21 protein-coding genes are annotated in these 23278 nt (G+C 71.6%); 16 read left to right on the top strand and 5 right to left on the bottom strand.

Going from position 1 to position 23278, the window contains the following annotated elements; translation table 11 throughout:
- Positions 1-45 precede the first annotated feature (45 nt).
- The 11 genes from K1X13_RS13970 (at position 46) to K1X13_RS13920 (ending at position 12868) form a co-directional block, all read left to right on the top strand.
- Positions 46-2256 carry a TRAP transporter permease gene (locus K1X13_RS13970; protein ID WP_221025627.1) on the top strand — a complete coding sequence of 737 codons (2211 nt, stop codon included), beginning with the start codon at positions 46-48 and terminating at the stop codon, positions 2254-2256.
- A 51-nt stretch (positions 2257-2307) separates the two neighbouring features.
- On the top strand, positions 2308-3297 hold the full coding sequence (locus K1X13_RS13965) for a TAXI family TRAP transporter solute-binding subunit (protein ID WP_221025626.1): 990 nt from the start codon (positions 2308-2310) through the stop codon (positions 3295-3297).
- A 126-nt stretch (positions 3298-3423) separates the two neighbouring features.
- A complete protein-coding gene (locus K1X13_RS13960) occupies positions 3424-4644 on the top strand; it encodes an acyl-CoA dehydrogenase family protein (protein ID WP_221025625.1) in 1221 nt (406 codons plus the stop codon).
- The gene (locus K1X13_RS13955; protein WP_221025624.1) at positions 4641-5771 is read left to right on the top strand and encodes a CaiB/BaiF CoA transferase family protein; all 1131 of its coding nucleotides are present in this window, start codon (positions 4641-4643) and stop codon (positions 5769-5771) included. The genes K1X13_RS13960 and K1X13_RS13955 overlap by 4 nt, the downstream gene beginning before the upstream one ends.
- The gene (gene lhgD / locus K1X13_RS13950; RefSeq protein WP_221025623.1) at positions 5768-7003 is read left to right on the top strand and encodes an L-2-hydroxyglutarate dehydrogenase; all 1236 of its coding nucleotides are present in this window, start codon (positions 5768-5770) and stop codon (positions 7001-7003) included. Before K1X13_RS13955 ends, lhgD begins: the two co-directional genes overlap by 4 nt.
- On the top strand, positions 7000-7908 hold the full coding sequence (locus tag K1X13_RS13945) for a dihydrodipicolinate synthase family protein (protein ID WP_221025622.1): 909 nt from the start codon (positions 7000-7002) through the stop codon (positions 7906-7908). Before lhgD ends, K1X13_RS13945 begins: the two co-directional genes overlap by 4 nt.
- A gap of 1 nt (position 7909) precedes the next feature.
- Positions 7910-8683, top strand: a complete 774-nt coding sequence (locus tag K1X13_RS13940; protein ID WP_221025621.1) for an SDR family oxidoreductase — start codon at positions 7910-7912, stop codon at positions 8681-8683.
- 139 nt (positions 8684-8822) lie between these two features.
- A complete protein-coding gene (locus tag K1X13_RS13935) occupies positions 8823-9638 on the top strand; it encodes an ABC transporter ATP-binding protein (RefSeq protein WP_221025620.1) in 816 nt (271 codons plus the stop codon).
- Between the two features lie 2 nt (positions 9639-9640).
- On the top strand, positions 9641-12190 hold the full coding sequence (locus K1X13_RS13930; protein ID WP_221025619.1) for an ABC transporter permease: 2550 nt from the start codon (positions 9641-9643) through the stop codon (positions 12188-12190).
- 28 nt (positions 12191-12218) lie between these two features.
- A complete protein-coding gene (locus K1X13_RS13925; protein WP_221025618.1) occupies positions 12219-12458 on the top strand; it encodes a hypothetical protein in 240 nt (79 codons plus the stop codon).
- A complete protein-coding gene (locus K1X13_RS13920; RefSeq protein WP_221025617.1) occupies positions 12455-12868 on the top strand; it encodes a hypothetical protein in 414 nt (137 codons plus the stop codon). Before K1X13_RS13925 ends, K1X13_RS13920 begins: the two co-directional genes overlap by 4 nt.
- Before the next feature lie 172 nt (positions 12869-13040).
- Here the strand turns inward: K1X13_RS13920 and K1X13_RS13915 are convergent, their stop codons facing one another.
- From K1X13_RS13915 to K1X13_RS13905, 3 genes are all read right to left on the bottom strand, one after another.
- The gene (locus K1X13_RS13915) at positions 13041-14372 is read right to left on the bottom strand and encodes a DUF2254 domain-containing protein (protein ID WP_221025616.1); all 1332 of its coding nucleotides are present in this window, start codon (positions 14370-14372) and stop codon (positions 13041-13043) included.
- A 61-nt stretch (positions 14373-14433) separates the two neighbouring features.
- The gene (locus K1X13_RS13910) at positions 14434-15528 is read right to left on the bottom strand and encodes a calcium:cation antiporter (protein WP_221025615.1); all 1095 of its coding nucleotides are present in this window, start codon (positions 15526-15528) and stop codon (positions 14434-14436) included.
- 12 nt (positions 15529-15540) lie between these two features.
- On the bottom strand, positions 15541-16866 hold the full coding sequence (locus tag K1X13_RS13905; protein WP_221025614.1) for an MFS transporter: 1326 nt from the start codon (positions 16864-16866) through the stop codon (positions 15541-15543).
- 234 nt (positions 16867-17100) lie between these two features.
- Here K1X13_RS13905 and K1X13_RS13900 point away from each other — a divergent pair, with 234 nt between their 5' ends.
- From K1X13_RS13900 to K1X13_RS13885, 4 genes are all read left to right on the top strand, one after another.
- A complete protein-coding gene (locus tag K1X13_RS13900) occupies positions 17101-17664 on the top strand; it encodes a DUF6318 family protein (RefSeq protein ID WP_225915221.1) in 564 nt (187 codons plus the stop codon).
- Positions 17664-18521, top strand: a complete 858-nt coding sequence (locus K1X13_RS13895) for a hypothetical protein (RefSeq protein WP_221025612.1) — start codon at positions 17664-17666, stop codon at positions 18519-18521. Before K1X13_RS13900 ends, K1X13_RS13895 begins: the two co-directional genes overlap by 1 nt.
- Positions 18522-18635: 114 nt before the next feature.
- Positions 18636-20132, top strand: a complete 1497-nt coding sequence (locus K1X13_RS13890) for an HNH endonuclease signature motif containing protein (protein ID WP_221025611.1) — start codon at positions 18636-18638, stop codon at positions 20130-20132.
- A gap of 58 nt (positions 20133-20190) precedes the next feature.
- Entirely contained in the window at positions 20191-20886 is a 696-nt protein-coding gene (locus K1X13_RS13885) for a lysoplasmalogenase (protein ID WP_221025610.1), read from the top strand.
- 197 nt (positions 20887-21083) lie between these two features.
- Here the strand turns inward: K1X13_RS13885 and K1X13_RS13880 are convergent, their stop codons facing one another.
- Positions 21084-21503 (bottom strand): LysM peptidoglycan-binding domain-containing protein, encoded by a 420-nt coding sequence (locus K1X13_RS13880; protein WP_221025609.1) that lies wholly within the window; start codon positions 21501-21503, stop codon positions 21084-21086.
- Between the two features lie 157 nt (positions 21504-21660).
- A complete protein-coding gene (locus tag K1X13_RS13875; protein WP_221025608.1) occupies positions 21661-22461 on the bottom strand; it encodes an SDR family oxidoreductase in 801 nt (266 codons plus the stop codon).
- Between the two features lie 101 nt (positions 22462-22562).
- On the opposite strand from K1X13_RS13875, the gene lexA reads away from it, so the two are divergent.
- Positions 22563-23267 (top strand): transcriptional repressor LexA, encoded by a 705-nt coding sequence (gene lexA / locus K1X13_RS13870; RefSeq protein ID WP_221025607.1) that lies wholly within the window; start codon positions 22563-22565, stop codon positions 23265-23267.
- Positions 23268-23278 lie beyond the last annotated feature (11 nt).

Below are 23278 nucleotides of genomic sequence, written 5' to 3'. Positions count from 1 at the left end.
GACGGCCGACACGATGTGACGGCGACCACGCCTACGTTACCGGGCATGCCTACGCAGAGCCCCACCCGCGTGCCGACCGAACGCCTCGACGTCGACGAGCTGGTCGCCGACTACGACGAGGAGCGTCCGGCCCGCCACCTCTCCCCCCGGGTCGACCGGTTCGTGGGGATCTGGTGCTTCGCGGTGGCGCTGTTCGTGCTGCGCCAGGTGTTCGCCCCGCTGGAGCAGGGCAGCCAGTACTACCTGATCCTGTTCCTCGGTGTCACCCTGCCGCTGGTGTTCCTCTGCTACCGGGTCCGCGCCACGAAGAAGGCCGTCTCGGACACCCCGGACACCACCCCCACCGAGGGCGCGGCCACCACCGCAACCGCCGTGCCGGCACCCGCGCGCAAGGACAACCCCGGGATCCTCGACTGGGTGCTGGCTGCGGTCGCGCTCGTCGTCGGCCTCTACCCGATCCTCCCGCTGCCGCTCACCGACCTCGGCGGCGGAGGCTTCACCGGCTTCCTCGACCGGCAGGGCTCGCTGCTCCTGCTCGACGTCGTCGCCGGCACGGTGCTGCTGGTGCTGGTCCTCGAGGCCACCCGCCGTACGACGGGCGTGGTGCTGCCCGCGGTCTGCCTGGTGTTCTTCGCCTACGCCTACTACGGCGGCTACCTGCCGATCGACTGGACCATCTCGCACATCGGCATGGACCTCGAGCAGATCATCAACGGCCTCTACAACGAGGCCAGCGGGTTCTTCGGCGTCCCGCTCGACGTCGCCGCGACGTACATCGTGCTGTTCACGATCTACGGCGCGGTCCTCGACCGGATGGGCGCGGGACGCTTCTTCGTCGAGTTCAGCTTCTCGCTGTTCCGCCGCTCCGGCACCGCCCCGGGCCGCACCGTGGCCACCTCCGGCTTCCTGCTCGGCACCGTGTCCGGCTCCGGCACGGCGACCGCGGTGACGCTGGGCTCGTTCGCGTGGCCGATCCTCAAGCGGGCCGGCTACCCCCGCGAGGCGGCCGGCGGCATGCTCGCGGCCTCCGGCATCGGCGCGATCCTCTCCCCGCCGACCCTGGGCGCGGCGGCGTTCATCATCGCGGAGTACCTCGGCGTCTCCTACATCTCCGTGCTCGGCTGGGCGATCGTGCCGACCCTGCTCTACTACCTCGGCATCTTCCTCGCCGTCGAGATCGACGCCCGCCGCTTCGGCGCCCGCCGGGTCGAGCTGGCGATCGGCAGCCCGCTGCGGCTGCTGGCCCGCTCCGGCTACCACTTCATCAGCCTCGGCGTGATCGTGTTCTTCCTCGCCATCGACGTCCCACCGTTCCGCGCGGTCGTCTACGCGACCGGGGTCGCCGCCCTGTTCGGCCTCCTGGAGGCGGTCCTCTCGCGGCGCCCCGTGGTCAGCGGCTTCGACGACCCGGACTACGAGCTCGAGACGATGCCGCTGAAGGAGTCGGTGACCTCCTACCTGCACCGGCTGTACGACGCCCTCTCTGGAGGCATCCGGTCCGGGCTGCCGGTGATCGCGGTCTGCGCCGCGGCCGGCGTGATCACCTCCACCATCGCGAAGACCGGCCTCGGCCAGATCCTCTCCGACCTGCTCGTCTCCGCGGCCGAGGCGATCGCCCCGAACGACGCCACCCTGCTGGTGCTCTCCGCGCTGTTCTCCGCGGCCGCGATCCTCATCCTCGGCCTCGCGGTCCCGGTCACCGCGTCGTTCATCCTGAGCTGGGTCATCATCGGCCCGGCGCTGATCTCGCTCGGGGTGGGCAGTCCCGAGGTGGCGATGTTCATCTTCTACTACGCCGTGCTCTCCGAGGTCTCCCCGCCGACCGCGCTGGCTGCGGTCGCCTCCGCCGCGATCACCGGCGGCAAGGTGATCCCGACGATGATGCAGGCCTGCAAGTACACGCTGCCCGCGTTCCTCGCACCGATGGCGTTCGTGGTCTCCGACAACGGCAGCCTGCTGCTCTCCCGCGGCGACCTGGTCGACGTGGTCTGGGCGACGCTCGTCTGCGCCGCCGCGGTCGCCGCGCTGGCCGTGGTCACCACCGGCTGGATGTTCGGCCCGACCGGCATGGCCGAGCGCATCCTGTGCGTCCCCGCGGCCCTGCTGCTGCTCTACCTCGTCCCGACCTCCATCGTCGCCGGCTTCGTCCTGCTCGCGGCCGCCGTGCTGCTGCACCTGGTCCGGCGGAGGAAGTCGACCTCGCGGCCCGCCGAGGTGTCCACGACCGACACCGCCGGAACCCCCGTGAACCCGTAACCGCACCACCCGCCCACCGCCGTACTGGCCCCTACCGGATTGGGAAACACCATGAAACGCATCACCACGCTCGCCGGCATCGCCCTCGCCTCCGCGCTGACGCTCAGCTCGTGCGGCGGCCAGCAGAACCGCGCCGCGGCCGGCTCCGGCGCCGACGAGAGCAGCTGCGACGCCGGCACCGGCAGCGTCAGCATCGCCACCGGCAACTCCACCGGCGTGTACTACGTCGTCGGCGGCGGCCTGGCCAAGGTCATCAACGCCGAGACCGACCTCCAGGCCACCTCCGCGGAGACCGGCGCCTCGGTGCAGAACATCCAGCAGCTCGTCGAGGGCGACTACGACATCGCCTTCTCCCTCGCCGACACCGCCGCGGACGCGGTCAACGGTGCCGGCGACTTCGACGGCCCGCAGGACGTCTCCACGCTCGGCCGGATCTACAACAACTACACCCAGGTCGTGGTCCAGGCCGACTCCGGCATCGACTCGGTCGAGGACTTCAAGGGCAAGCGGATCTCCACCGGCTCCCCCGAGTCCGGCACCGAGGTCATCGCAAACCGGATGATCGAGGTCGCCGGGCTGAAGACCAGCGACGTCAAGGCCCAGCGTCTCGACCTCACCAAGACCGTGGACGGCATGAAGGACGGCTCGCTCGACGGCTTCGTCTGGTCCGGCGGCCTGCCCACCCCGGCGGTCACCGACCTGTTCACCTCGATGGGTGAGGACGTGAAGTTCGTCGACGTCACCCCGCTGCTGCCGAAGCTGCAGGAGATCAGCCCGGTCTACGAGGAGGCGAGCATCCCCGGTGACACCTACGGGCTTGGCGAGGACATCCCCACCTTCCGGGTGCCGAACCTGCTGATGGTGCGCAACGACGCCCCGGACAACCTGACGTGCGCGCTGACCACCCTCATGCTGGAGAAGAAGGCCGACCTGGTGCAGGTGCACCCGGCCGCCGAGGAGATCAGCGTCGAGAACGCCGCGAAGACCGACCCGGTCCCGCTGCACCCCGGCTCCGAGCGCGCGCTCGAGAACCTGGGCTGACGCGTACGGCGTGACCTCACGTCACCCGCGTGGGCCGCTCCGCACCCGGGGCGGCCCACGCAGCACCCGTTCCACCGCCTGACCGAACCCGTGAAGACCAGCACCACCCGAGACGAGGAGAGCACGTTGTCCAGCAAGACCCCCCAGTCCCCGCTTGGCCTGTTCGGTACCGATGCGTTGGTCGGGGAGGAGGAGCTGGCGATCCGGGACACGGTGGCCCGGTTCGTGGAGCAGCGGGTCCGGCCGGAGGTGGCGGGCTGGTACGAGGCGGCGGCGTTGCCGGTGCGGGACCTGGCCAGGGAGCTCGGGTCGTTGGGGGTGCTGGGCATGCACCTGGACGGCTACGGCTGCGCGGGCACCTCGGCGACCGCGTACGGGTTGGCGTGCATGGAGCTGGAGGCCGGTGACTCCGGGCTGCGGTCGCTGGTCAGCGTGCAGGGGTCGCTGGCGATGTATGCGATCTACCGGCACGGCAGCGAGGAGCAGAAGCAGGCGTGGCTGCCGGCGATGGCCGCGGGGGAGGCGATCGGCTGCTTCGGGCTGACCGAGCCCGACTTCGGGTCCAACCCGGCCGGGATGCGCACCCGCGCCCGCCGGGACCCGGGCGGGGACTGGGTGCTGTCGGGGTCGAAGATGTGGATCACCAACGGGTCGGTCGCCGACGTCGCGGTGGTCTGGGCCCAGACCGACCCCGACGACGGCGACGGCACCGGCGACGGGCGGGGTGGGCCGGTGGTCCGCGGGTTCGTGGTGCCCACCGACACTCCCGGGTTCTCCGCCCCGGAGATCACCCGGAAGATGTCGCTGCGCGCCAGCGTCACCTCCGAGCTGGTCCTGGACGGGGTGCGGCTGCCCGCGGACGCGGTGCTGCCCGGGGCCAGGGGGTTGTCCGGGCCGCTGTCGTGTCTGAACGAGGCCCGGTACGGGATCGTGTTCGGTGCCCTGGGCGCGGCCCGGGACTGCCTGGAGACCACGATCGCCTACGCCGGCGAGCGCGAGATCTTCGACAAGCCGCTCGCCGCCTACCAGCTGACCCAGGCCAAGCTGGCCGACCTGACCCTCGAGCTCGGGAAGGGGATGCTGCTCGCGCTGCACCTCGGCGCGTTGAAGGACGCCGGGCGGCTGCGCCCCGAGCAGGTGTCGCTGGGCAAGCTGAACAACGTCCGGGAGGCGATCGCGATCGCCCGGGAGTGCCGCACCATCCTCGGCGCGGCCGGGATCACCCTGGAGTACCCGCTGATGCGGCACGCCAACAACCTGGAGTCCGTGCTCACCTACGAGGGCACCTCCGAGGTCCACCAGCTCGTCATCGGCCAGGCCCTCACCGGCCACGGAGCCTTCCGGTGACCGGTGCGCTCGACGGGGTCCGGGTCGCCGACTTCAGCCGGGTCCTCGCGGCGCCGTACGCCACGATGCTGCTCGCCGACCTCGGCGCCGAGGTGGTCAAGGTCGAGCGCCCCGACGGCGGCGACGAGACGCGCACCTGGGGCCCGCCCTGGTCCGGCGGCGAGTCGACGTACTTCCTCTCGGTCAACCGCAACAAGACCTCCCGGGTGGTGGACCTGCGCACCGAGGACGGCCGCCGCGAGGCGCGCGAGCTGGTCGGCACCTGCGACGTGCTGGTGGAGAACTTCCGGGACGGCACCATGGGGCGCTTCGGCCTCGGCTACGAGCAGCTCGCCGAGCGCCATCCCGGGCTCGTCTACTGCTCGGTGACCGGGTTCGGGCCGCACGCCGGCGCCGCGCTGCCCGGCTACGACCTGATCGTGCAGGCCGTCGGCGGGCTGATGTCGGTCACCGGCGACCCCGAGACCGGCCCCACCAAGGTCGGCGTCGCGCTGGTCGACGTGGTCACCGGCCTGCACGCGGCGCTCGGCGTCCTCGCCGCGCTGCGGCACCGCGACCGCACCGGCCGCGGCCAGCGGGTGGAGGTCAACCTGCTCTCCTCGCTGCTGTCCGCGCTGACCAACCAGTCCTCCGCGCACGTGACGACCGGGGCGGTGCCCGCGCCGATGGGCAACCGGCACCCGAGCATCGCGCCCTACGAGGTGCTCGCCACCGCGGACCGGCCGTTCGCGGTCGCCGCGGCCAACGACAAGCTGTTCGCCCGGCTCGCCGAGGGCCTGGGCCGTCCCGACCTCGCCGCCGACCCACGGTTCGCCACCAACGCGCACCGCGTCGCGCACCGCGAGGAGCTGGTCGCCGACCTCGAGGCCGAGCTGCGCCGCGAGAGCGCGGACCACTGGTTCGCCCGGCTGTCGGAGCTCGGCGTCCCCTGCGGCCCGATCAACGACCTCGGGCAGGCGTTCGCGCTCGCGGAGAGGCTCGGGCTGCAGCCGGTGCGGTACGTCGACGACCCGGGTCGTGACGCGCCCGTCGCCCAGGTCGCGCACCCGATCACGCTCTCGGAGACGCCGGCCACCTACCGGGCCGCTCCCCCGCTGTTCCTCGAGCCGCAGGCGGCGTCCCGGTGAGCGGGGTCCGCGTCGCGGTCGTCGGCGGCGGCATCATCGGCACCGCCGTCGCGCGGCACCTGAGCCGGCGTCTGGAGGGTGCAGAGGTCACTCTGTTCGAGAAGGAGGACGGCCTCGCCGCGCACCAGACCGGGCACAACAGCGGCGTCGTCCACGCCGGGCTCTACTACGACCCGGGCAGCCTCAAGGCGACGCTGTGCCGGCGCGGCGTCCACCTCCTCCAGGAGTTCGTGCAGCGCCACGACATCGCCTACGACGAGTGCGGCAAGGTCGTGGTGGCCCTCGACGAGCGGGAGTCCGCGCGGCTCGACGCGATCCACGCCCGCGCGGTCGCCAACGGAGTCCCCGACGTGCGGATCATCGACGCCGACGAGATCCGCGCGGTCGAGCCGCACTCCCGCGGCATCCGGGCCCTGCACTCCCCCCACACCGCGATCGTCGACTACCCCGCGATGACCACCGCGCTCGCCGCTGAGCTCCGCGACGCCGGCGGCACCCTGCGCCTCGGCCACGAGGTCACCGCCCTGGAGCAGCGCGGCAGCACGGTCCGGGTCGGCACCGCCGGTGGCACCGACGAGTTCGACCTGGTCATCACCTGCGCGGGGCTCCAGTCCGACCGGCTCGCCCGCCGGGCCGGGGAGACCCGCGACCCGCGGATCGTGCCGTTCTACGGCGACTACTTCATGCTCGCCCCGGCCAAGCGGCACCTGGTCAACGGGCTGATCTACCCCGTTCCCGACCCGCGCTACCCGTTCCTCGGCGTGCATCTGACCAAGCGCGTGGACGGAGCGGTGATGCTCGGCCCGAACGCGTTCCTGTCCCTGGGCCGCGAGGCGTACCGGCCGCGGCAGGTCGTGCCGCGCGACGTGCGCGACGCCGTGGGCTTCCCCGGCTTCTGGCGGTTCGCGGCCGGCAACGTCGCGGCCGCCGTACGGGAGTCGCGGACCGCGCTCAGCCCGGCCGCGTTCGTCGCCGAGGCCCGCAAGTACGTGCCCGGCATCGACACCGCCGACGTCACCCGCGGACCGCGCGGGATCCGGGCCCAGGCCATGGACGCCCGCGGCCGGCTCGTCGACGACTTCGTGATCACCGGCACCGACCGGGTCGTGCACGTGCGCAACGCACCCTCGCCCGGCGCCACCTCCGCGCTCGCGATCGCCGAGCACATCGTCACCGAGGCGCTCCGGCGCGGCCATCTCGGCACCTCCGCTGAAAGGAACCAGGACCGATGAACACCACTCCCCTGCGTCACGGGCTGTGGGGCGTGCTCGCCACCCCCTTCCACGGCCCCGCCCTCGAGGTGGACCACGACTCGCTGCGCCGCGAGGTCGACCTCTACCTCGGGGTCCCTACCGACGGGCTCGTCGTGCTCGGCGTCTTCGGCGAGGGTGTCGCGCTCGACTCCGCGGAGCAGTCCGCCGTCGTCGAGACGGTCGCGAAGCAGGCACCGGGGACTCCGCTGGTGGTCGGCGTCTCCGCCCGCACCACCGCGGTCGCCGTGGAGCAGGCGCGTACGGCGGCCGCCGCGGCCGGCCCGGCGCTGGCCGGGGTCATGGTGCAGGCCAACACCGCCGACCCGACCGTCCTGGCCCGGCACCTCGACGCGGTCCACCGCGTCACGGGCGCCGGCATCGTGCTCCAGGACTACCCGGAAGCCTCGGGCGTGCGGATCACCGCCGCCGCGGTGCTGCAGGTGCTCGCCGACTGCCCGTTCGTGGTGGCGGTGAAGTCCGAGGCTCCCCCGACCAGCGCGGCGATCGGCGCGCTCACCGCGGGGACCGACGTCCCCGTCTTCGGCGGGCTCGGCGGGGTGGGCCTGCTCGACGAGCTCGCCGCCGGCGCCGCGGGAGCGATGACCGGCTTCTCCCACCCCGAGGGGTTGCGTGCCGCGCTCGACGCCTGGGCACGTGGAGGCTTCACCGAGGCCCGGGCGGCGTTCGCGCCGTGGCTGCCGCTGGTGAACTTCGAGGCCCAGCCGGGCATCGGGCTCGCGCTGCGCAAGGAGATCCTGCGACGACGCGGGGTGTTCGCCGAGTCCTCGGTCCGGGCACCCGCGCGCACGGCGCCGGAGACGATACTGAGCCTGATGCCGGCGCACCTGGCCGCCGTCGCCGACTCGACAGAAGGAGCTTCCTGACATGGACACCGGACTCCGCGGGCGCACCGTGCTCATCCCCGGATCGACCTCGGGCATCGGCCTGGCCTGCGCCAAGGCCTTCGCCGCCGAGGGTGCCAACGTGGTGGTCGCCGGCCGCCGCGGCGACGTGGCGAAGGAGCAGGCGGCTGCGCTGCCCTCCGCGATCGGCGTCGCGGTCGACCTAGCGGACCCCGAGGCACCGGCCCGGCTCCACCAGCAGGCGGTCGAGGCGTTCGGCGCCGTCGACGTACTCGTGCTCAACGGCGGCGGACCGCCGCCCGGCACCGCGGCGGGCTTGGCCACCGACAAGCTCGAGGCCGCGCTGCAGACGCTGATGGTGCAGCACCACCGGCTCGTCGAGGCGGCGCTGCCGTCGATGCGCGAGCGCGGGTGGGGCCGGATCGTCGCGGTCGGCTCCAGCGGGGTGCAGGAGCCGATCGAGATGCTGGCGCTGTCGAACACCGGCCGCGCGGCGCTCTCGGGCTACCTCAAGACCCTTGCCGCCGAGGTCGCCGCGGACGGGGTCACCGTGAACATGGTGCTGCCCGGCCGGATCGACACCGACCGGGTCGCCGCGCTCGACCGGGCACGCGCCGAGCGCAGCGGGTCGACCCCGGAGGAGGTCCGCGCCGCGTCGGAGCAGGCGATCCCGGCACGGCGGTACGGCCGGCCCGAGGAGTTCGCCGCCGCCGTCGTCTTCCTGGCCAGCGAGCCCGCGTCGTACGTCACCGGGGTCCGGCTTCGCTGCGACGGCGGCATGGTCCGCTCCTTCTGAGCCGGGGTCGTCCCTGACCCGTCCCTGACCACACCCCGGTCCTCCCCCACAGTTCCCCTCGGCCGGCCCCAAAGCGGGTGCAGCGCTTCACCTGCCTCACTACGTTGGAGGGGCTACTTCAGCCGGGAGGGAACCCCTGATGACCAACAGCAACGGCGTGGCCGCGCGAGCGGTGGACCTGCACAAGGTGTACGGCGAGGGCGAGGCGGCCGTGGCCGCGGTCGACGGGGTCACCGTGGACTTCCTCCGCGGTGAGTTCACCGCCGTGATGGGGCCCTCCGGCTCCGGCAAGTCCACCCTCATGCACTGCATGGCGGCGCTGGACTCCCCCACGAGGGGGCAGGTCTACCTCGGCGGGACCGAGCTCGGCTCGCTCAAGGACAAGCAGCTGACCACCCTGCGTCGCGACAAGATCGGCTTCGTCTTCCAGAGCTTCAACCTGGTGCCGACGCTGACCGCGCGGGAGAACATCGAGCTGCCGCTGTCGATCGCCGGCCGCAAGCCCGACCCGGACTGGTTCGACGCGGTGATCGACACCGTGAACCTCCGCGACCGGCTGCACCACCGGCCCAATGAGCTCTCCGGCGGCCAGCAGCAGCGGGTGGCCTGTGCCCGCGCGCTCATGTCGCGGCCCGAGATCGCCTTCGCCGACGAGCCCACCGGCAACCTGGACTCCACGTCGGGCGCCGAGGTGCTCAGCCTCCTGCGACGCAGCGTCGACGAGTACCACCAGACGGTCGTGATGGTCACCCACGACCCGGTCGCGGCGGCGTACACCGACCGGGTCATCTTCCTCGCCGACGGACGCATCGTCGACGAGCTCCGCGACCCCACCGCCGAGCGGGTGCTCGAGGTGATGGGCACGCTCAGCGCCCACGCGGTGCCGGGCACGACCTCCGGGGCGGTCACCGGCGCGGTGACCGGCGCCGGCACCGGCACCAGCGCGGGGGCCTGACCATGTGGCGGGTCACCTGGCGCAACCTGTTCGCCCGCAAGGTCCGGCTGCTGCTCAGCGCCTTCGCGATCGTGCTCGGCGTCGCGTTCGTGGCGGGCTCGTTCATCTTCACCGACGCGATGGGCGGCGCGTTCAGCGGCATCATCAAGGGCGGGACGGCGGACGCCGAGATCGCCCCGACCGGCGCCAACGACTTCGACTCCCAGCAGGACAACCGCACCATCCCCGCGGCCGTCGTGGACCGGCTCCGCGCGCTGCCCGAGGCCGACGGGGTCCACCCGTACAACCAGCTGCAGAGCCTCTACGTGATCGGCAGCGAGGGCAAGCTCGTGGGCGGCAACGGCCCGCCCGGGCTCGCGTTCTCCGACGTGGACACCCGGTCGGTGACCGGCAACCGGATCGTGGAGTACGTCGAGGGCGAGCACCCGTCCGGCACCGGCGAGGTGGCGATCGACGTGGGCACCGCCGAGAAGGGGAAGCTCGAGGTCGGCGACACGATCACGCTGGTCACGCCGGGCGACCCGCCCACGATGAGGGCGAGGCTCGTCGGGCTCGTGGAGTTCGGGGAGGGCTCCCTGGCCGGCGCGACGCTGACCATCTTCGACCCCGAGGCGATGCAGGAGCTGTTCTTCGACGGCCGCGACGTCTACAACGGCATCTCGCTCAACGCCGCCGAGGACGTCTCGCAGCAGCAGCTCGTCGACGCCGCCGTACCCCTGCTGCCCGAAGGGGTCACCGCGCGCACCGGCGACGAGGTGATCGAGACCGGCGAGGAGGGGCTCTCGCAGGTGCTCGGCTTCCTGAACACCTTCCTGCTGGTCTTCGCGGCGATCGCGATGGTCGTCGGCACCTTCCTGATCATCAACACCTTCTCGATCCTGGTCGCCCAGCGCAGCCGCGAGCTCGCCCTGCTCCGCGCGATGGGGGCGTCGAAGAAGCAGGTGAACCGCTCCGTGCTCGCCGAGGCCTTCGCGGTCGGGCTGATCGGCTCCACGGTCGGGCTCGCCGCGGGCTACCTGCTCGCGCTCGGGCTGCGCGCGCTGTTCGGCGCGATCGGCCTGGACCTGTCCACCGCCGAGTTCCCGGTGAACCCCCGGACGGTGGTCGTCGCCTACGCGGTCGGCATCCTCGTGACGATGCTCGCGGCCTACCTGCCGGCCCGTCGCGCCTCGCGCATCCCGCCGGTCGCCGCGATGCGCGACGACGTGGCGCTGCCCGAGGCGTCGCTGCACCGCCGGATGCTCGTGGGCACCGCGATGGTGGTGCTCGGCATCGGTGGCATGGTGCTCGGCTTCGCGCTCGACGGCGGCACGGACGGGCTCTCCGCGATCGGCGGCGGGATGCTGCTGATCCTGGTCGGGGTGTCGCTGATGAGCCCGGTGCTCGGCAAGCCGCTCGTGCACGGCCTCGGCGCGGTGTACCGCCGGGTGTTCGGGACCGTGGGCCAGCTCGCGGCCCAGAACTCGCTGCGCAACCCCCGTCGTACGGCGGCCACCGCCTCGGCCCTGATGATCGGCCTCGCGCTCGTCGCGCTGATGTCGATCCTGGGCAGCTCGGCCACCGCGAGCACCGACAAGGCCGTCGAGGAGACGCTGACCTCGCAGTTCATCGTGTCCAACGTGGTCGGCACCCCGTTCTCCACCAGCGTCGCGGAGCAGATCCGCGACGTGGACGGGATCGAGACCGTGGCCCAGTTCCGGCAGGCCTACCCCGACCTCGTGGGCGGCGGCTCGGCGTTCGTCGGCGCGGCCGACCCCGACCAGCTCGCCGAGGCGCTGCAGTTCCCGATGGTCGCCGGGGCGCTGGCGACCCTGAAGCCCGGCACGGTGGTCGTGGACGCGGCCACCGCCCAGGAGAAGGGCTACCGGGTCGGCGACGAGATCGGGCTGAAGTTCCAGGGCGGCACCGTGGACCTCGAGATCGTCGGGATCTACGCCAACCCCGGCGCGATCCCGGCCAACTACCTGGTCACCCTCGACACGCTGGAGAAGGGCGGGCTCGCGCCGCTCGACTCGCTGGTGTTCCTCACCAAGGACGACGCGGCGGACACCGAGGCGATCCGTACGGCGGTCGAGGAGATCACCGCGGAGCTGCCCACGGTGACGCTGAAGGACCCGAGCCAGTTCGCCGAAGAGCAGCGCGAGCAGATCAACTTCTTCCTCTACGTGATCTACGCGCTGCTCGGCCTCGCGGTGATCATCGCGGTCCTCGGCATCGTGAACACCCTCGCGCTGTCGGTGATCGAGCGGACCCGGGAGGTCGGCCTACTCCGCGCGGTCGGGCTGAGCCGCGCCCAGCTGCGACGGATGGTGCGGCTGGAGTCGGTGATCGTCGCGGTGCTCGGGGCGGTGCTCGGCGTGCTGATGGGCATCGCGTTCGGGGTGGCACTGCAGCGGGCGATCGCCGACCAGGGCGTCGACGTGCTCGACATCCCGTGGGCCCGGCTCGGCGTGTTCGTGGTGCTCGCGGCCGCGGTCGGTGTGCTCGCCGCGGTGATCCCCGCACGACGTGCCGCGAAGCTCGATGTGCTCGAAGCGATCAGCACCGAGTGAGACCTGCCGATGACATAACCTGTGGCGCGTGAGCAACGAGGGGAAACCGATCAGCAGCGTGGTCGCCGTGTTCGTGACGGTGGCCCTCGGGGCGGTCATGGTCTACCTCGGGTTCCTGCTGGTCGCGACGAGCCTGGCCACCTTCGAGGCGGACGGCCCGGTCGTGGCGGCGGTCGGCCTGGGAGCCATCGGCATCGCGCTGGTGGTGCTCCCGATCATGGTGCTGCTCAGCCAGGTCCGGGCGTTGCTCGCCCACAGGTCCAAGTGAGCGAGACCAGCCGGCCGGTCGGGCGCCGCGCGGAGCCTTCCGGCCGCCGCGCGGAGCCGGGGGTGGTACGGAGCCAGGGCGGCGCCAGGCGCAGCGAGCCGGTCGCGCGTGGCCGTCGCAGCCAGGCCCGCTCGGGCCCCGGCCCCTGGCCGCAGGTCGCCGCCCACGGGCTCGGCGCGGTGCTGACCGGGATGGCGTGGTTCTACCTCGTCGGTGCCGCCACCGACTTCGGCGTGCTCGCGGTCCGCGGCCAGACCCCGGCGTGGGTGTTCACGATCGCCGCGTCGATCGGCGCGGTGGTGTGCCTGCTGCTCTTCCTGGTACTCGTCGGCCGCGGCCTCCGCACGCTCGGCATCGTCTCCGACTACCAGCCCCGCCGCGCCGCCCCCGGCCGGCGCCGCGCGTCGTAGACCGTCCTCGGCGGCCACCCGGGCGCCGGTCCGCCACGACGGCACAGGTGTGCGGTTGTGGCACGGTCCCCGCGCCGGAACGTGTCACAGCGGGACACGTGTGCCGTTGTGACCTGACGCGGGCCGGCCGGCCGGCGCGCCGCGCGACGCAGCCGCCTGCCGCCGTACCGCCTCAGGCCCGGCGCGACTCGACGGCGGCCAGCAGCACCGCGTGCCGCTCCTTCACCACGTCTTGGTCGGACTCGGCGGGCAGGTTCTCCCGGGCACCCTCGAGGACCAGACGGCCCTCGTCGAGCAGCGGCTGCAGCCGCCTCTCGTCCTCGACGCAGTAGGCGATCCGGGTCAGCGCCTCGAGCAGGTGCAGGTAGACCTGCGCGTGGAACTTCGCGGTCTGCCGGACCTGGTCGAACGCGCCACCCACCAGCCGCGGCCAGGTGACCGGGTCGCCGATGACCACCCGCAGGACGCCCGCCTCGTCGGCGATGTGCGGCGACGGGAACCGGCGCTGCGCGAGGTCGCAGAGGCCCGCGCTGAGCTGGTCGACACAGGTGCTGGCGGTGAACGGGTCGTTCAGCCCGGGCGACAGCGAGCGGACCGCGATCTCGACGAGCTGCCGGATCGGGAACTCGACGTCCTGGACCACGGTCCGCTTGGGGCCGGTGATGACCAGGTCCGCGATGTCGTCGGCGAGGTCGTCGCTCACACGGTTCGAGGGCCAGGCGTGGACGACGGTGGAGTTCGGTACGACGAACCGGCCGGGACGTTGTTCGAGCAGCAGCACCAGGTCGTGCTCGCGGGCGGTCGCGACGAGCCGGTCGAGGTCGATCAGGTCGACGTACCCGGTGCTCCCCGACCAGATCCGGCGTGCGTCGTCGTGGAAGCCGTCCGGCAGCTCGTGCCCGTGCGCCTCGGTGGCCTCGTCGACGCCGTCGAGGTCGGGGAAGAGCGCGTCCACGGCCTTGCGCAGGTCCCGGGTGATCGTCTCGATCAGCGTCGGCGCCTGGATCGTGACCGCGACGTGGTGGATGTAGTAGACGAGCACGCTGAGCCCGGCAATCGCGAAGGCCAGGGCCACCGTCACCGACAGGTGCGGCACCGAGGTCGGGTCGTCGCTGCGCAGGGTTCGCAGCGTCAGCAGGGAGTACAGGAACGCGGAGATGAACGTGCCGAGGGTGACCTGGTTGCCGCGGTCGCGGACGAAGTTGGCGAGCATCCGCGGGCCGAACTGTCCCGAGGCGAGCTGGAGGCTGACGATGGTGATCGAGAAGACCACGCCCGCCACCCCGATCATCGAGGCGGCGATCACGCCGAGCACCTCGCGGGCGCCGTCCGGTCCGCCCGAGTAGACGATCGGCTTGAGCCAGGCGACCTTCTCCGGATCGGCGTTGTCGTCGATCGCGACGGTGAGGAACGCCAGCACCGTCGTACCGGCGAGCATCAGGGCCGGGGTGAACCAGAAGCTGTTCCGGAGCCGCTCGCCGACCAGGCTGGCCTTGGTGTCCATCCACGCTCCTCGGTACGTCGGGACGCGGACGCGTCGTGACTTCGACGAACCTAGCGGACCGCTACGGCGAGATCGCCAGGAACAGGAACGCGGAGAACACCACGAGGTGCACGCTGCCCTGCAGCACGGTCGCGCGGCCCGTGGAGAGGGTGAGCACGTTGACCACGACGGTGAGCGCGAGCAGCACCATCTCGGTGCCGCCGAGGCCGAGGTGCAGCGGCCCCGCGAGCCAGATCGACGCGAGCCCGATCACCGGGATGGTGAGCCCGATGCTGGCCATCGCGGAGCCGAGCGCGAGGTTGAGGCTGGTCTGGATCCGGTTGAGCCGGGCGGCGCGTACGGCGGCCAGCGTCTCCGGCGCGAGCACGAGCAGCGCGATCACCACGCCGACACTGGAGATCGGCGCGCCCACCGCGAGCACACCCGACTCGATCGTCGGGGAGGCGATCTTCGCCAGCCCCACGACGGCGACCAGGCAGAGCACGAGCAGCCCAAGGCTGGCCCAGGCGGTGCGGTCGCTCGGCGCGGCGGCGTGCACGTCCTCCTCGTCGGCCGCCGTACCGACGGGGAGGAAGTAGTCACGATGGCGGACCGTCTGGACGAACACGAAGACGCCGTACAGCGCCAGCGACGCCACGCCCGCGAAGGCGAGCTGCGGTCCGGAGAACGTGGGGCCGGCGGTGGTCGAGGTGAACGTCGGCAGCACCAGGCTCAGCGTGACCATCGCGGTGAGCACGGCCAGCGCGCCGCTCGCGCCCTCGACGTGGAACTCCTGGACGCGGTGCCGGATCGTGCCGAGGATCAGGCTGAGCCCGATCACGCCGTTGCAGGTGATCATGATCGCGGCGAAGACCGTGTCCCGGGCCAGCGAGGCGGCCTTGTCCCCGCCGGAGCTCATCAGGGTGACGATCAGCGCGACCTCGATGACGGTCACGGCGACCGCCAGGATCAGCGTGCCGAACGGCTCCCCCACCCGCAGCGCGACGATCTCGGCATGATGCACGGCGGCGAGCACGCTGGCGCCGAGACCGAGCGACACGATCACGACCGGGAACCAGCCCAGCTCCCGGCCCCAGGTGGCGACGAGCAGGATGACGCCGAGGACGGGGACGAGCAGGGTCCACCGAGGGTTCGTCGCAACGTCGCCCGGGTTCATGTGGTTCAAACCCTATCGAGGCGTGCCAACCTCCCCTGCGGCGTCGCTGTCGGCGGTGTCGGTGGTGGCGGTGTCGGCGTCGGTGTCGGTGTCGGCGTCGGTGGCGGACCCGGCCAGCTCCGGCTCGATGCCGTGGTGCCGGACCGCCCGCGCGAACAGCAGCAGCGTCGGGGCGAGGAGCAGAGCCCCGGTCGCGAGAGCGGCGCGAACGCTCCACCGGGTGCCGACGAGGCCGAGCGCCGGCCCGCCGGCCCACTCCCCCGCGCTGCCCGCGACGCTGGTGATCGACAGGACGGTGGCCCGCACCGACGAGTCCGTGATGGTGCCGTTGAGCCAGGTCTGGAACGTCGGCCCCGTGAGGTTGCGTACGACGGACGTGGCGAGGTACGCCGCGACCGCGAGGGACTGCGACCCGGCGAGCGCGAACCCGAGGGCGCACAGCATCAGCACGCCGTGCAGGACGAGCAGCAGCCGCGCGAGGCGGGCGTTGTCGAACGCCTCGACGCGCCTCACCAACGGCCCCGCGACCGCGAAGGACAGCACCAGCGTCGCGGCAGCAAGGATGCCGAACCAGGCGACGTCGCCCAGAGGACCGAGCTCGGGAAGGCCCACCTCGAGCAGCAGCTGCGCCTCCCACAGCCGGTCGAAGCCCTCCTCGAACGCGCCGGTGCACAGGAAGATCCCCACCACGAGCAGCAGGATCGGCGTGCGGCGGACGAGACCGGCCCCGCCGCGAGCGGTGGCGAGTGCGTCGCGTACGACGGTCGTCGTGGCATCACGTTCCGGGCGGGTGAACCCGTGCTCGTGCATGACGCCCACGAGGACGAACGCGAGCGCGACCGCCGTACAGCCGGCGGCGACGAACGGCAGCCGGAGGTCGACCAGGGCCAGGGCGACCGCCGCCCCGATGCCGAGCAGGCCGGTCACGCGGGCGACCTGGGCGCCGCGCTGGTACGCCGCGCCCAGCCGGTGCGGTCCGAGCTCGTCGCCGAGCCACGCGTCCTCGGCGCCACTGCGGAACGTCCACGCGAAGCCCCACAAGCCCATGCCGGCGACGACCCAGCCGACGTCCGGCAGGGCGCCGATGCCGACCATGGCCAGGCCCGACAGCAGGGTGCCAACCACGACGGAGGCCTTGCGGGAGTACGTGTCGGCGACCACGCCGGTGGGGACCTCGAACAGGAAGTAGGCGATCTCGAGCGCGGTCCCCGCGAGGACGAGCTGGAGCGGTGACATCCCGACGTCGCGCAGGAAGTACACCGCGGCGGTCGTCCACGACAGGGTGCCGACGAATCCCCAGGTGCCGCGGTAGACCAGCCAGAGCGAGAGCGGGTGCACGGGTGCAAGCGTGTTGCCTTGCTACGGCGGCGGGCAACCGGTTTAGAGCTCACCCCTGAGTCGGACCGGGTCCAGCAGGACTCGTCCTGTCACCCAAGGGTTGTGCACAGGTGGGGCGCTGGGGTCTAGCGGGGAGGCGGCTCCGTCAGTAAGTTGCTGAAGGCCGTGTCCGGTTTGTACCGGGACGGCATCTCGGTGCGGTGCCGTACGAGGGGGTCGAATCACGTGACACGGATGCTGATGCGTCGAGGCGCCGTTGGGCTCAGCCTCGCCGGCCTGGTGCTCGCCGGCTGCACCTCCAACCCCGAGCCATCTCCGCTGCCGGAGCCGAGCGAGTCGGTCGGCTCACCCTCTCCCAGCAGCTCCCCCACCGTCGCGGCGCCGTCGCTGCCCCCAGAGGCGAAGGGCACCACAGAAGCCTCCGCCAAAGCCTTCGTCGGGCACTACGTCGAGGCCGTCAATTTTGGCATGCAGACCGGGGACACCAGCGCACTCGCTCGATTGGCATCCGATGACTGCAAGACGTGCGACGCCATTGAACAGCGCATCGAGGAGGTTTACGAGTCAGGTGGTCGCCTGGCGGGAGCAGGATGGTCCATACAAAGCGTGAACTCTCTCTCAACCGGGGACATCCGACAGCCGCTACTGGCGGTGAGCATCGACATCGCTGCCCAAACGATGTATGCCGATAGCACCAGCCCGCCGAGCCAGTCCCCAGCCAGCCAAGGGAATCTCGACTTTCATCTCCGCCGGTCCGATCAGACTTGGCAGGTGCATCGCCTGGAGGCGACCCAGTGATGGGGACTCCGCTTCCGCAGGTCACCACCGTCGGCATCGTTATGTTCGCTATCGCGTCCGCCGCTCCCGCTCATGCAGATACGAACGTGGACGGCGGCGTGCAAGGCGACACCGTGTTCGTCGCCGCAGTCAATGAGACCAATAAGGACTCCCAAGATGGGACAGTGATTGCTGCGCAGGGCGACGAAACCGCCTCCGCCTTCGTGCAGTATCGATGGATCATCGCTTGCGCGGATCCGGGGAGTAGCAACGAATCGTCGCTACTGGACTGCCAAGCAGCCCAAGCATGCGCCGACGGTCGCGAGCGCATGTACCGGCTCTGGGGCCGAACCGATCAGCCACCAGCTTGGCTGCCGCTGGGCACTCAGTGTTTCGGAGAACCGCCGACCGCCGCCGACACGCCCCGACCCCAGGTCACGGCGGCGCTGGTACTCAACGAGCTGCGCCGGATCGGCCTCCCGACGCTCGAGGCGAAGACCCAGCCGGCCGACAAGACGCTGGTGAACTTCGCGACGATCTTCTACACCGAGGCCGAGCCGTTCACGACCACGGTGCGGTTGCTCGGCCAGCAGGTCGACATCGAGGCCACGACGGCGCAGTTCTCCTGGCACTTCGGCGACGGCTCGACCCGGACCACGGCGTCGCCGGGCGCGCCGTACCCCTCCAAGGAGCTCACCTACTCGTACTCCGACGCCGACACCACGGTCCAGCCGAGCGTCGACGTCACCTACACCGCACGCTTCCGCGTGAACGCCGGCGCCTGGCAAGACATAGACGAGACCGTGACCATCACCGGTCCGCCAAGCAGCCTCCGCATCAGCGAGGCGACCGCAGTCCTATCCGGCAACTACGAGTAGGCCGTGCAGCGCACTCCGACAATCCGTACTCCACAGATTCCGTCTGACCATCGAAACCGTCGGCACTTCCGGATAGAGTCGAACATACGTTCGATTTGATCACCGGGGGAGCCAATGCACCCAACCAGCGCCGTACGGCGGCACGGCCACGACCCGACATCGCCACCCCAGCCCACGACCCCGCACCCGGCTCCCCCACCCCGGCCACCGGATCTTTCCGCCTGGGAGGACGAGGACTGGAGCCACACCGACCAGCAGCTCCTCGACCTGGCAGTGAGGCTGCAGGTCGAGGAGAACGCCGCTCGGGCGCGCCGGCTCAACGCCCTCCGAGACTTCCACCGCCGCCGGGTCGCCGAGTCCGCGTCCCAGCCGAACGACCGACCGTCCTACTTCACGCTCACGCCGCTCCAGGCGACGACAGCGGAGTTCGCTCCCCTGCTCGGCCTCTCCGAGATGACCGTGGAGATCCACCTCGACAACGCCACCGAGCTCCAGGACCGCTTCCCCGCGCTCTGGCGGCGCTGCGAGAGCGGTCGTCTCGACCTCGGCCGCGCCCTGCTCGTCCTCGAGCAGGCGAGGTCGCTGGCGAACGAGGAGGACATCGCGACGTTCGCCGCCGCCATGGAGGACTACTTCGCCAAGCTCGACGACCCGGCCCATCCGCTCTGCAGGATCTCGCGCTCCCAGCTGCAGCGAGCCGCGCGGTACCGCCGCCTCAAGCTGCCGCAGAAGACCGACGAGACTTCGTTCGCCGAGGCGTTCAAGCGACGCCGGGTCTCCCTGCGGCCCGGCGAGAACGGCATCGCGTACCTCAGCGTCAGCACCGCGCTACCCGACGCGATGGCAGCCGACTACCGACTGACGCTGATCGCCAAGCAGCTGTGCCAGAGCCCGGACGAGTCACGAACCCTGGAACAGCTGCGCTCCGACGTGCTCCTGGACCTCATCCACGGCCGCCTCACCGTCGGCGCTACGGACGCGGAGCTCGAGGACGACGAGACGTACGACGGACGAGACCCGGCTCGCACGATCGCCCACCACGAGTCACGCGGCAGCTACGCGCGGCCGGTCATCAACGTCACCGTTCCGATCCAGACGCTGATGGGGATGACCGACGCTCCGGGAGTCATGTCCGGTGGGCACGCGCTCCCGGCAGACCTCGTCCGCCAGCTGGCCCTGCACCCGGAGGCGACCTGGTACCGGATGCTCACCGACCAGGCCCGCACCTGTGTCGAGCTGTCGGTCGGGAGCTACGCGCCGACCAAACCGATCTGGCGTCAGGTCGTCGCCGCCGACCCGGCCTGCATCTGGCCGGGGTGCAGCAGGGCCTCGGTCACCGCGGAGCTGGACCACCGCACCGAGTACCCAGCCGGCGAGACGTCCACCGAGAACCTCCAGCCACTGTGCAGGAGGCACCACAGGATGAAGCACTCGAAGGGCTTCAGGGTCGTCCGGAACGACGACGGCTCCTACGACTGGACCACCCGCTTCGGAAGCAGGTTCCACGTCCACGCAACCGAGCAGCCCACCAGCGACTGGGCAGTGGACGGCCTCCTGGCGGACGAAGCCGCGGACGACATCTGGCAGGAGCTGCTTCTCGTCGACGCCTGATGGCGCAGGTCGAGCGGCCCGCGTGGCCGACGGGAACGGCGGCACGCAAGGATGACGCATGCCCGAAGCCCGCCTGCTTGCCCGCGCCGCATATATCGCCCTCGCCGCCACCGACTCGTACCTGGCCGGCCGGACCGGAGTGAGGGCGCGGCGGGCCCGGTTCGTCACGAAGCCACTGCTCATGCCGGCACTCGCGACCGTCACCACGGTCGAGACGAGGACCGCACCCGCCCCGATGCCGGCGCTCACCTCACGCACGCTCGCAGCGCAGGCGTTCTCCTGGGGCGGCGACGTGGCGCTGCTCCGCAAGAGCCAGGGCGCGTTCCTGACCGGGGTCGGGTCGTTCCTCGCCGCCCACGTCGCCTACCTCTCCGCCTTCGGATCGGCCCGCGACCCCCAGGCCCGGCTCAACGACTCCGGTCCCAAGCTTGCGGCCGCCTCCTGGGTCGCGACTGCGCCCGTCATGGCGTTCGCCGCCGGGCGCAGGGAGCCCGCCCTCGGCGTCCCGGTCGCGGCGTACTCCGCCGCTCTGGCCGCGATGTTCGGCGCCTCCACCGTCCTCGACCCCGAGCTTCCCCAGGCGGCCCGTCGGCGCATTGCGCTGGGAACCTCGCTGTTCCTGCTGTCGGACACCCTCCTCGGCGCTCAGGAGTTCCTGCGTCGCACGCCCTCCCCGAGGCTGGAGGTCGCGGTCATGGCGACGTACACCGCGGGCCAGTGGTTCATCGCCGACGGCGTCAGCCGGGCGACGTAACGGCCCCGGCGGGCGGGCCGCCCCCGCCGACAACGGTCCCCGCCCCCAAGCCGACTACGCCTGCCAATGCCGCCGCCCCAGAACACGCAGACATGCAACAGGGGCGGGACCACGCGTAGCGGCCCCGCCCCTGTTCTTCCCCTCGTCACCGGCTCCGGGTCGAGGGAAGCCGGCGGCAAGTCATACCCCTGTGCGCGTCAGCCCACAGGGACGGCGATCTCCTGGCCTTCGCTGAGGCTCGCGCCGGACAGAGCGTTGAGCTCCTCGATCTGGTGGATCATCTCCCGCACGTCGCCGGGGGCGGCCACCTCGGACGCGATCGCCCAGAGCGTGTCGCCCTCGTGCACCACGACGGTGCGCGTGGGGACCGGGTCACCGGCCTCACCGGTCGCCGCGGACTGACCACCGAGGCCCATGAGCGCCGCGGTCACCAGGCCGAGGAACAGCACCAGCAGCACGAGCCGGCCGCGGCGGGTCAGACGCACGTCGACGGGCGCGGCCGCCGGGCGGGGCGCGACGCGGCGGGTGGCCGTGGGTCGGCGGGTGCCGAAGCCGGGTGCTGCAGCGATGGTGCTCATGAGAGAGACCTCCTCGATGGTGCCGGTCGTGGTGTTCATGAACAGATGTCTATCGACGACCACCGACAGTTTCCGGCGGGAGTCGATCGAAAGCCTGTTCGATCGAACATGTGTACGAAGATAAACGCACCCAGAGCGGCAAATCAAGGAACACGCCGAACATTTGTTCGAACGACGTTCGAACAAACCGCGGGCGCTACCCCCGCTTGCGGATCACCCGCTGCCCCAGCGCCACGAACTGCGGCAGCCCCCGCATGGCCACCGACGGCGCCTGCGAGGTGACCCGCATGAGTCCCCCACGCCAGGCGGGGAGGGACCGCACCACCCGCGAGGAGCCGATCAGCCCGACCGCCTCCGCGGCGACCGCGTCGACCGTCAGCAGCCCGCCCCCGGAGTGGACCAGCGCCTTGGCCATGCCCCGCGGGTCCATCCCGTCCACCATCGCCGTGTCCACGCCGTCGGGGCAGAGCGCGTGCACCCGCACGTTCCGCGGCGTCTCGGCGTGGACCGAGGTGCTCAGCGAGACCACGGCCGCCTTCGTCGCGGCGTACACGCTGAGGCCCGGCACCGGCCCGAGGCCCGACAGCGAGGCGGTGTTCACGACGTCACCACCCTCGGGACCGAACGCCTCGAGCGCCGCCCGCATCCCCCACAGCACGCCCATCAGGTTGACCTGGACGAGCTGCTCCACCGACGCCGACGACAGCGCCGCCAGCGGGCCGTCGTTGCCGACGCCGGCGTTGTTGAACCACGCGGTGAGCGGACCGTGCACCAGCGCCTCCTTCGCGACGGCGCGGTGCGAGCCCTCGTCGCGGACGTCCTGGGCGAGCCCGGCGGCAGCCCCGATCTCGTCGGCGGTACGGCGCGCGGCCTCGCCGTCCACGTCGGTGACGACCACGGCGTGACCGCGGGCGACGAGCAGCTCGGCTACGGCGCGACCGATGCCGCGCGCGGCCCCGGTGACGACAACGGATGTGACGGCGGTCTCGGGAGTCATGGACGAACTCAAGCAGACACGCCCGTTCGAACAGATGTTTGAACCGGGCGTCGGATCGGTCTACCTTGTGCCTAACCGACCACGATGTAAGGGGCAGGGCAATGGCAGCAGGCAAGGGCAGGCCGAAGGTCGCGGAGCTTCCCGACGGTCCGCCGGACTCCACTGGCCTGACTCCGCGCCAGCAGCGCGTCCTCGCGGTGATCCGCGACTCGATCGAGAGCCGCGGCTACCCGCCGAGCATGCGCGAGATCGGCGAGCTCGTCGGACTCACCAGCTCCTCCTCCGTGGCGCACCAGCTGCGCACGCTCGAGGAGAAGGGCTACCTCAAGCGCGACCCGAACCGTCCCCGAGCGCTCCAGGTGTTCACCCCCGGCGAGCGCGACGCCGCCGAGCCCGTGGTCGACGAGACCGGGATGGGCGACGCGATGCCACAGGCCACCTACGTGCCGATGGTCGGCCGGATCGCCGCCGGCGGCCCGATCCTCGCCGAGGAGCGCGTCGAGGAGGTCTTCCCGCTGCCCAAGACCCTGGTCGGCGAGGGCACCCTGTTCCTGCTCGAGGTGGTCGGCGACTCCATGGTCGACGCCGCGATCTGCAACGGCGACTACGTGGTCGTGCGCCAGCAGCCCAACGCCGAGAACGGCGAGATCGTCGCCGCCATGCTCGACGGCGAGGCGACCGTGAAGACGTTCCAGCGCAAGGACGGCAAGGTCTGGCTGCTCCCCCACAACGAGCAGTACGACCCGATCGACGGCACCGACGCCACCATCCTCGGCAAGGTCACCGCCGTCCTCCGCCGCGTCTGACGGCCCGCGGC

Origin of the sequence: Nocardioides jiangsuensis, from assembly GCF_019679455.1 — a bacterium.
GTDB lineage: Bacteria > Actinomycetota > Actinomycetes > Propionibacteriales > Nocardioidaceae > Nocardioides_C > Nocardioides_C jiangsuensis.
The sequence above is the reverse complement of the archived record's forward strand: the minus strand, read 5'-3'. Positions and strand labels throughout refer to the sequence as shown.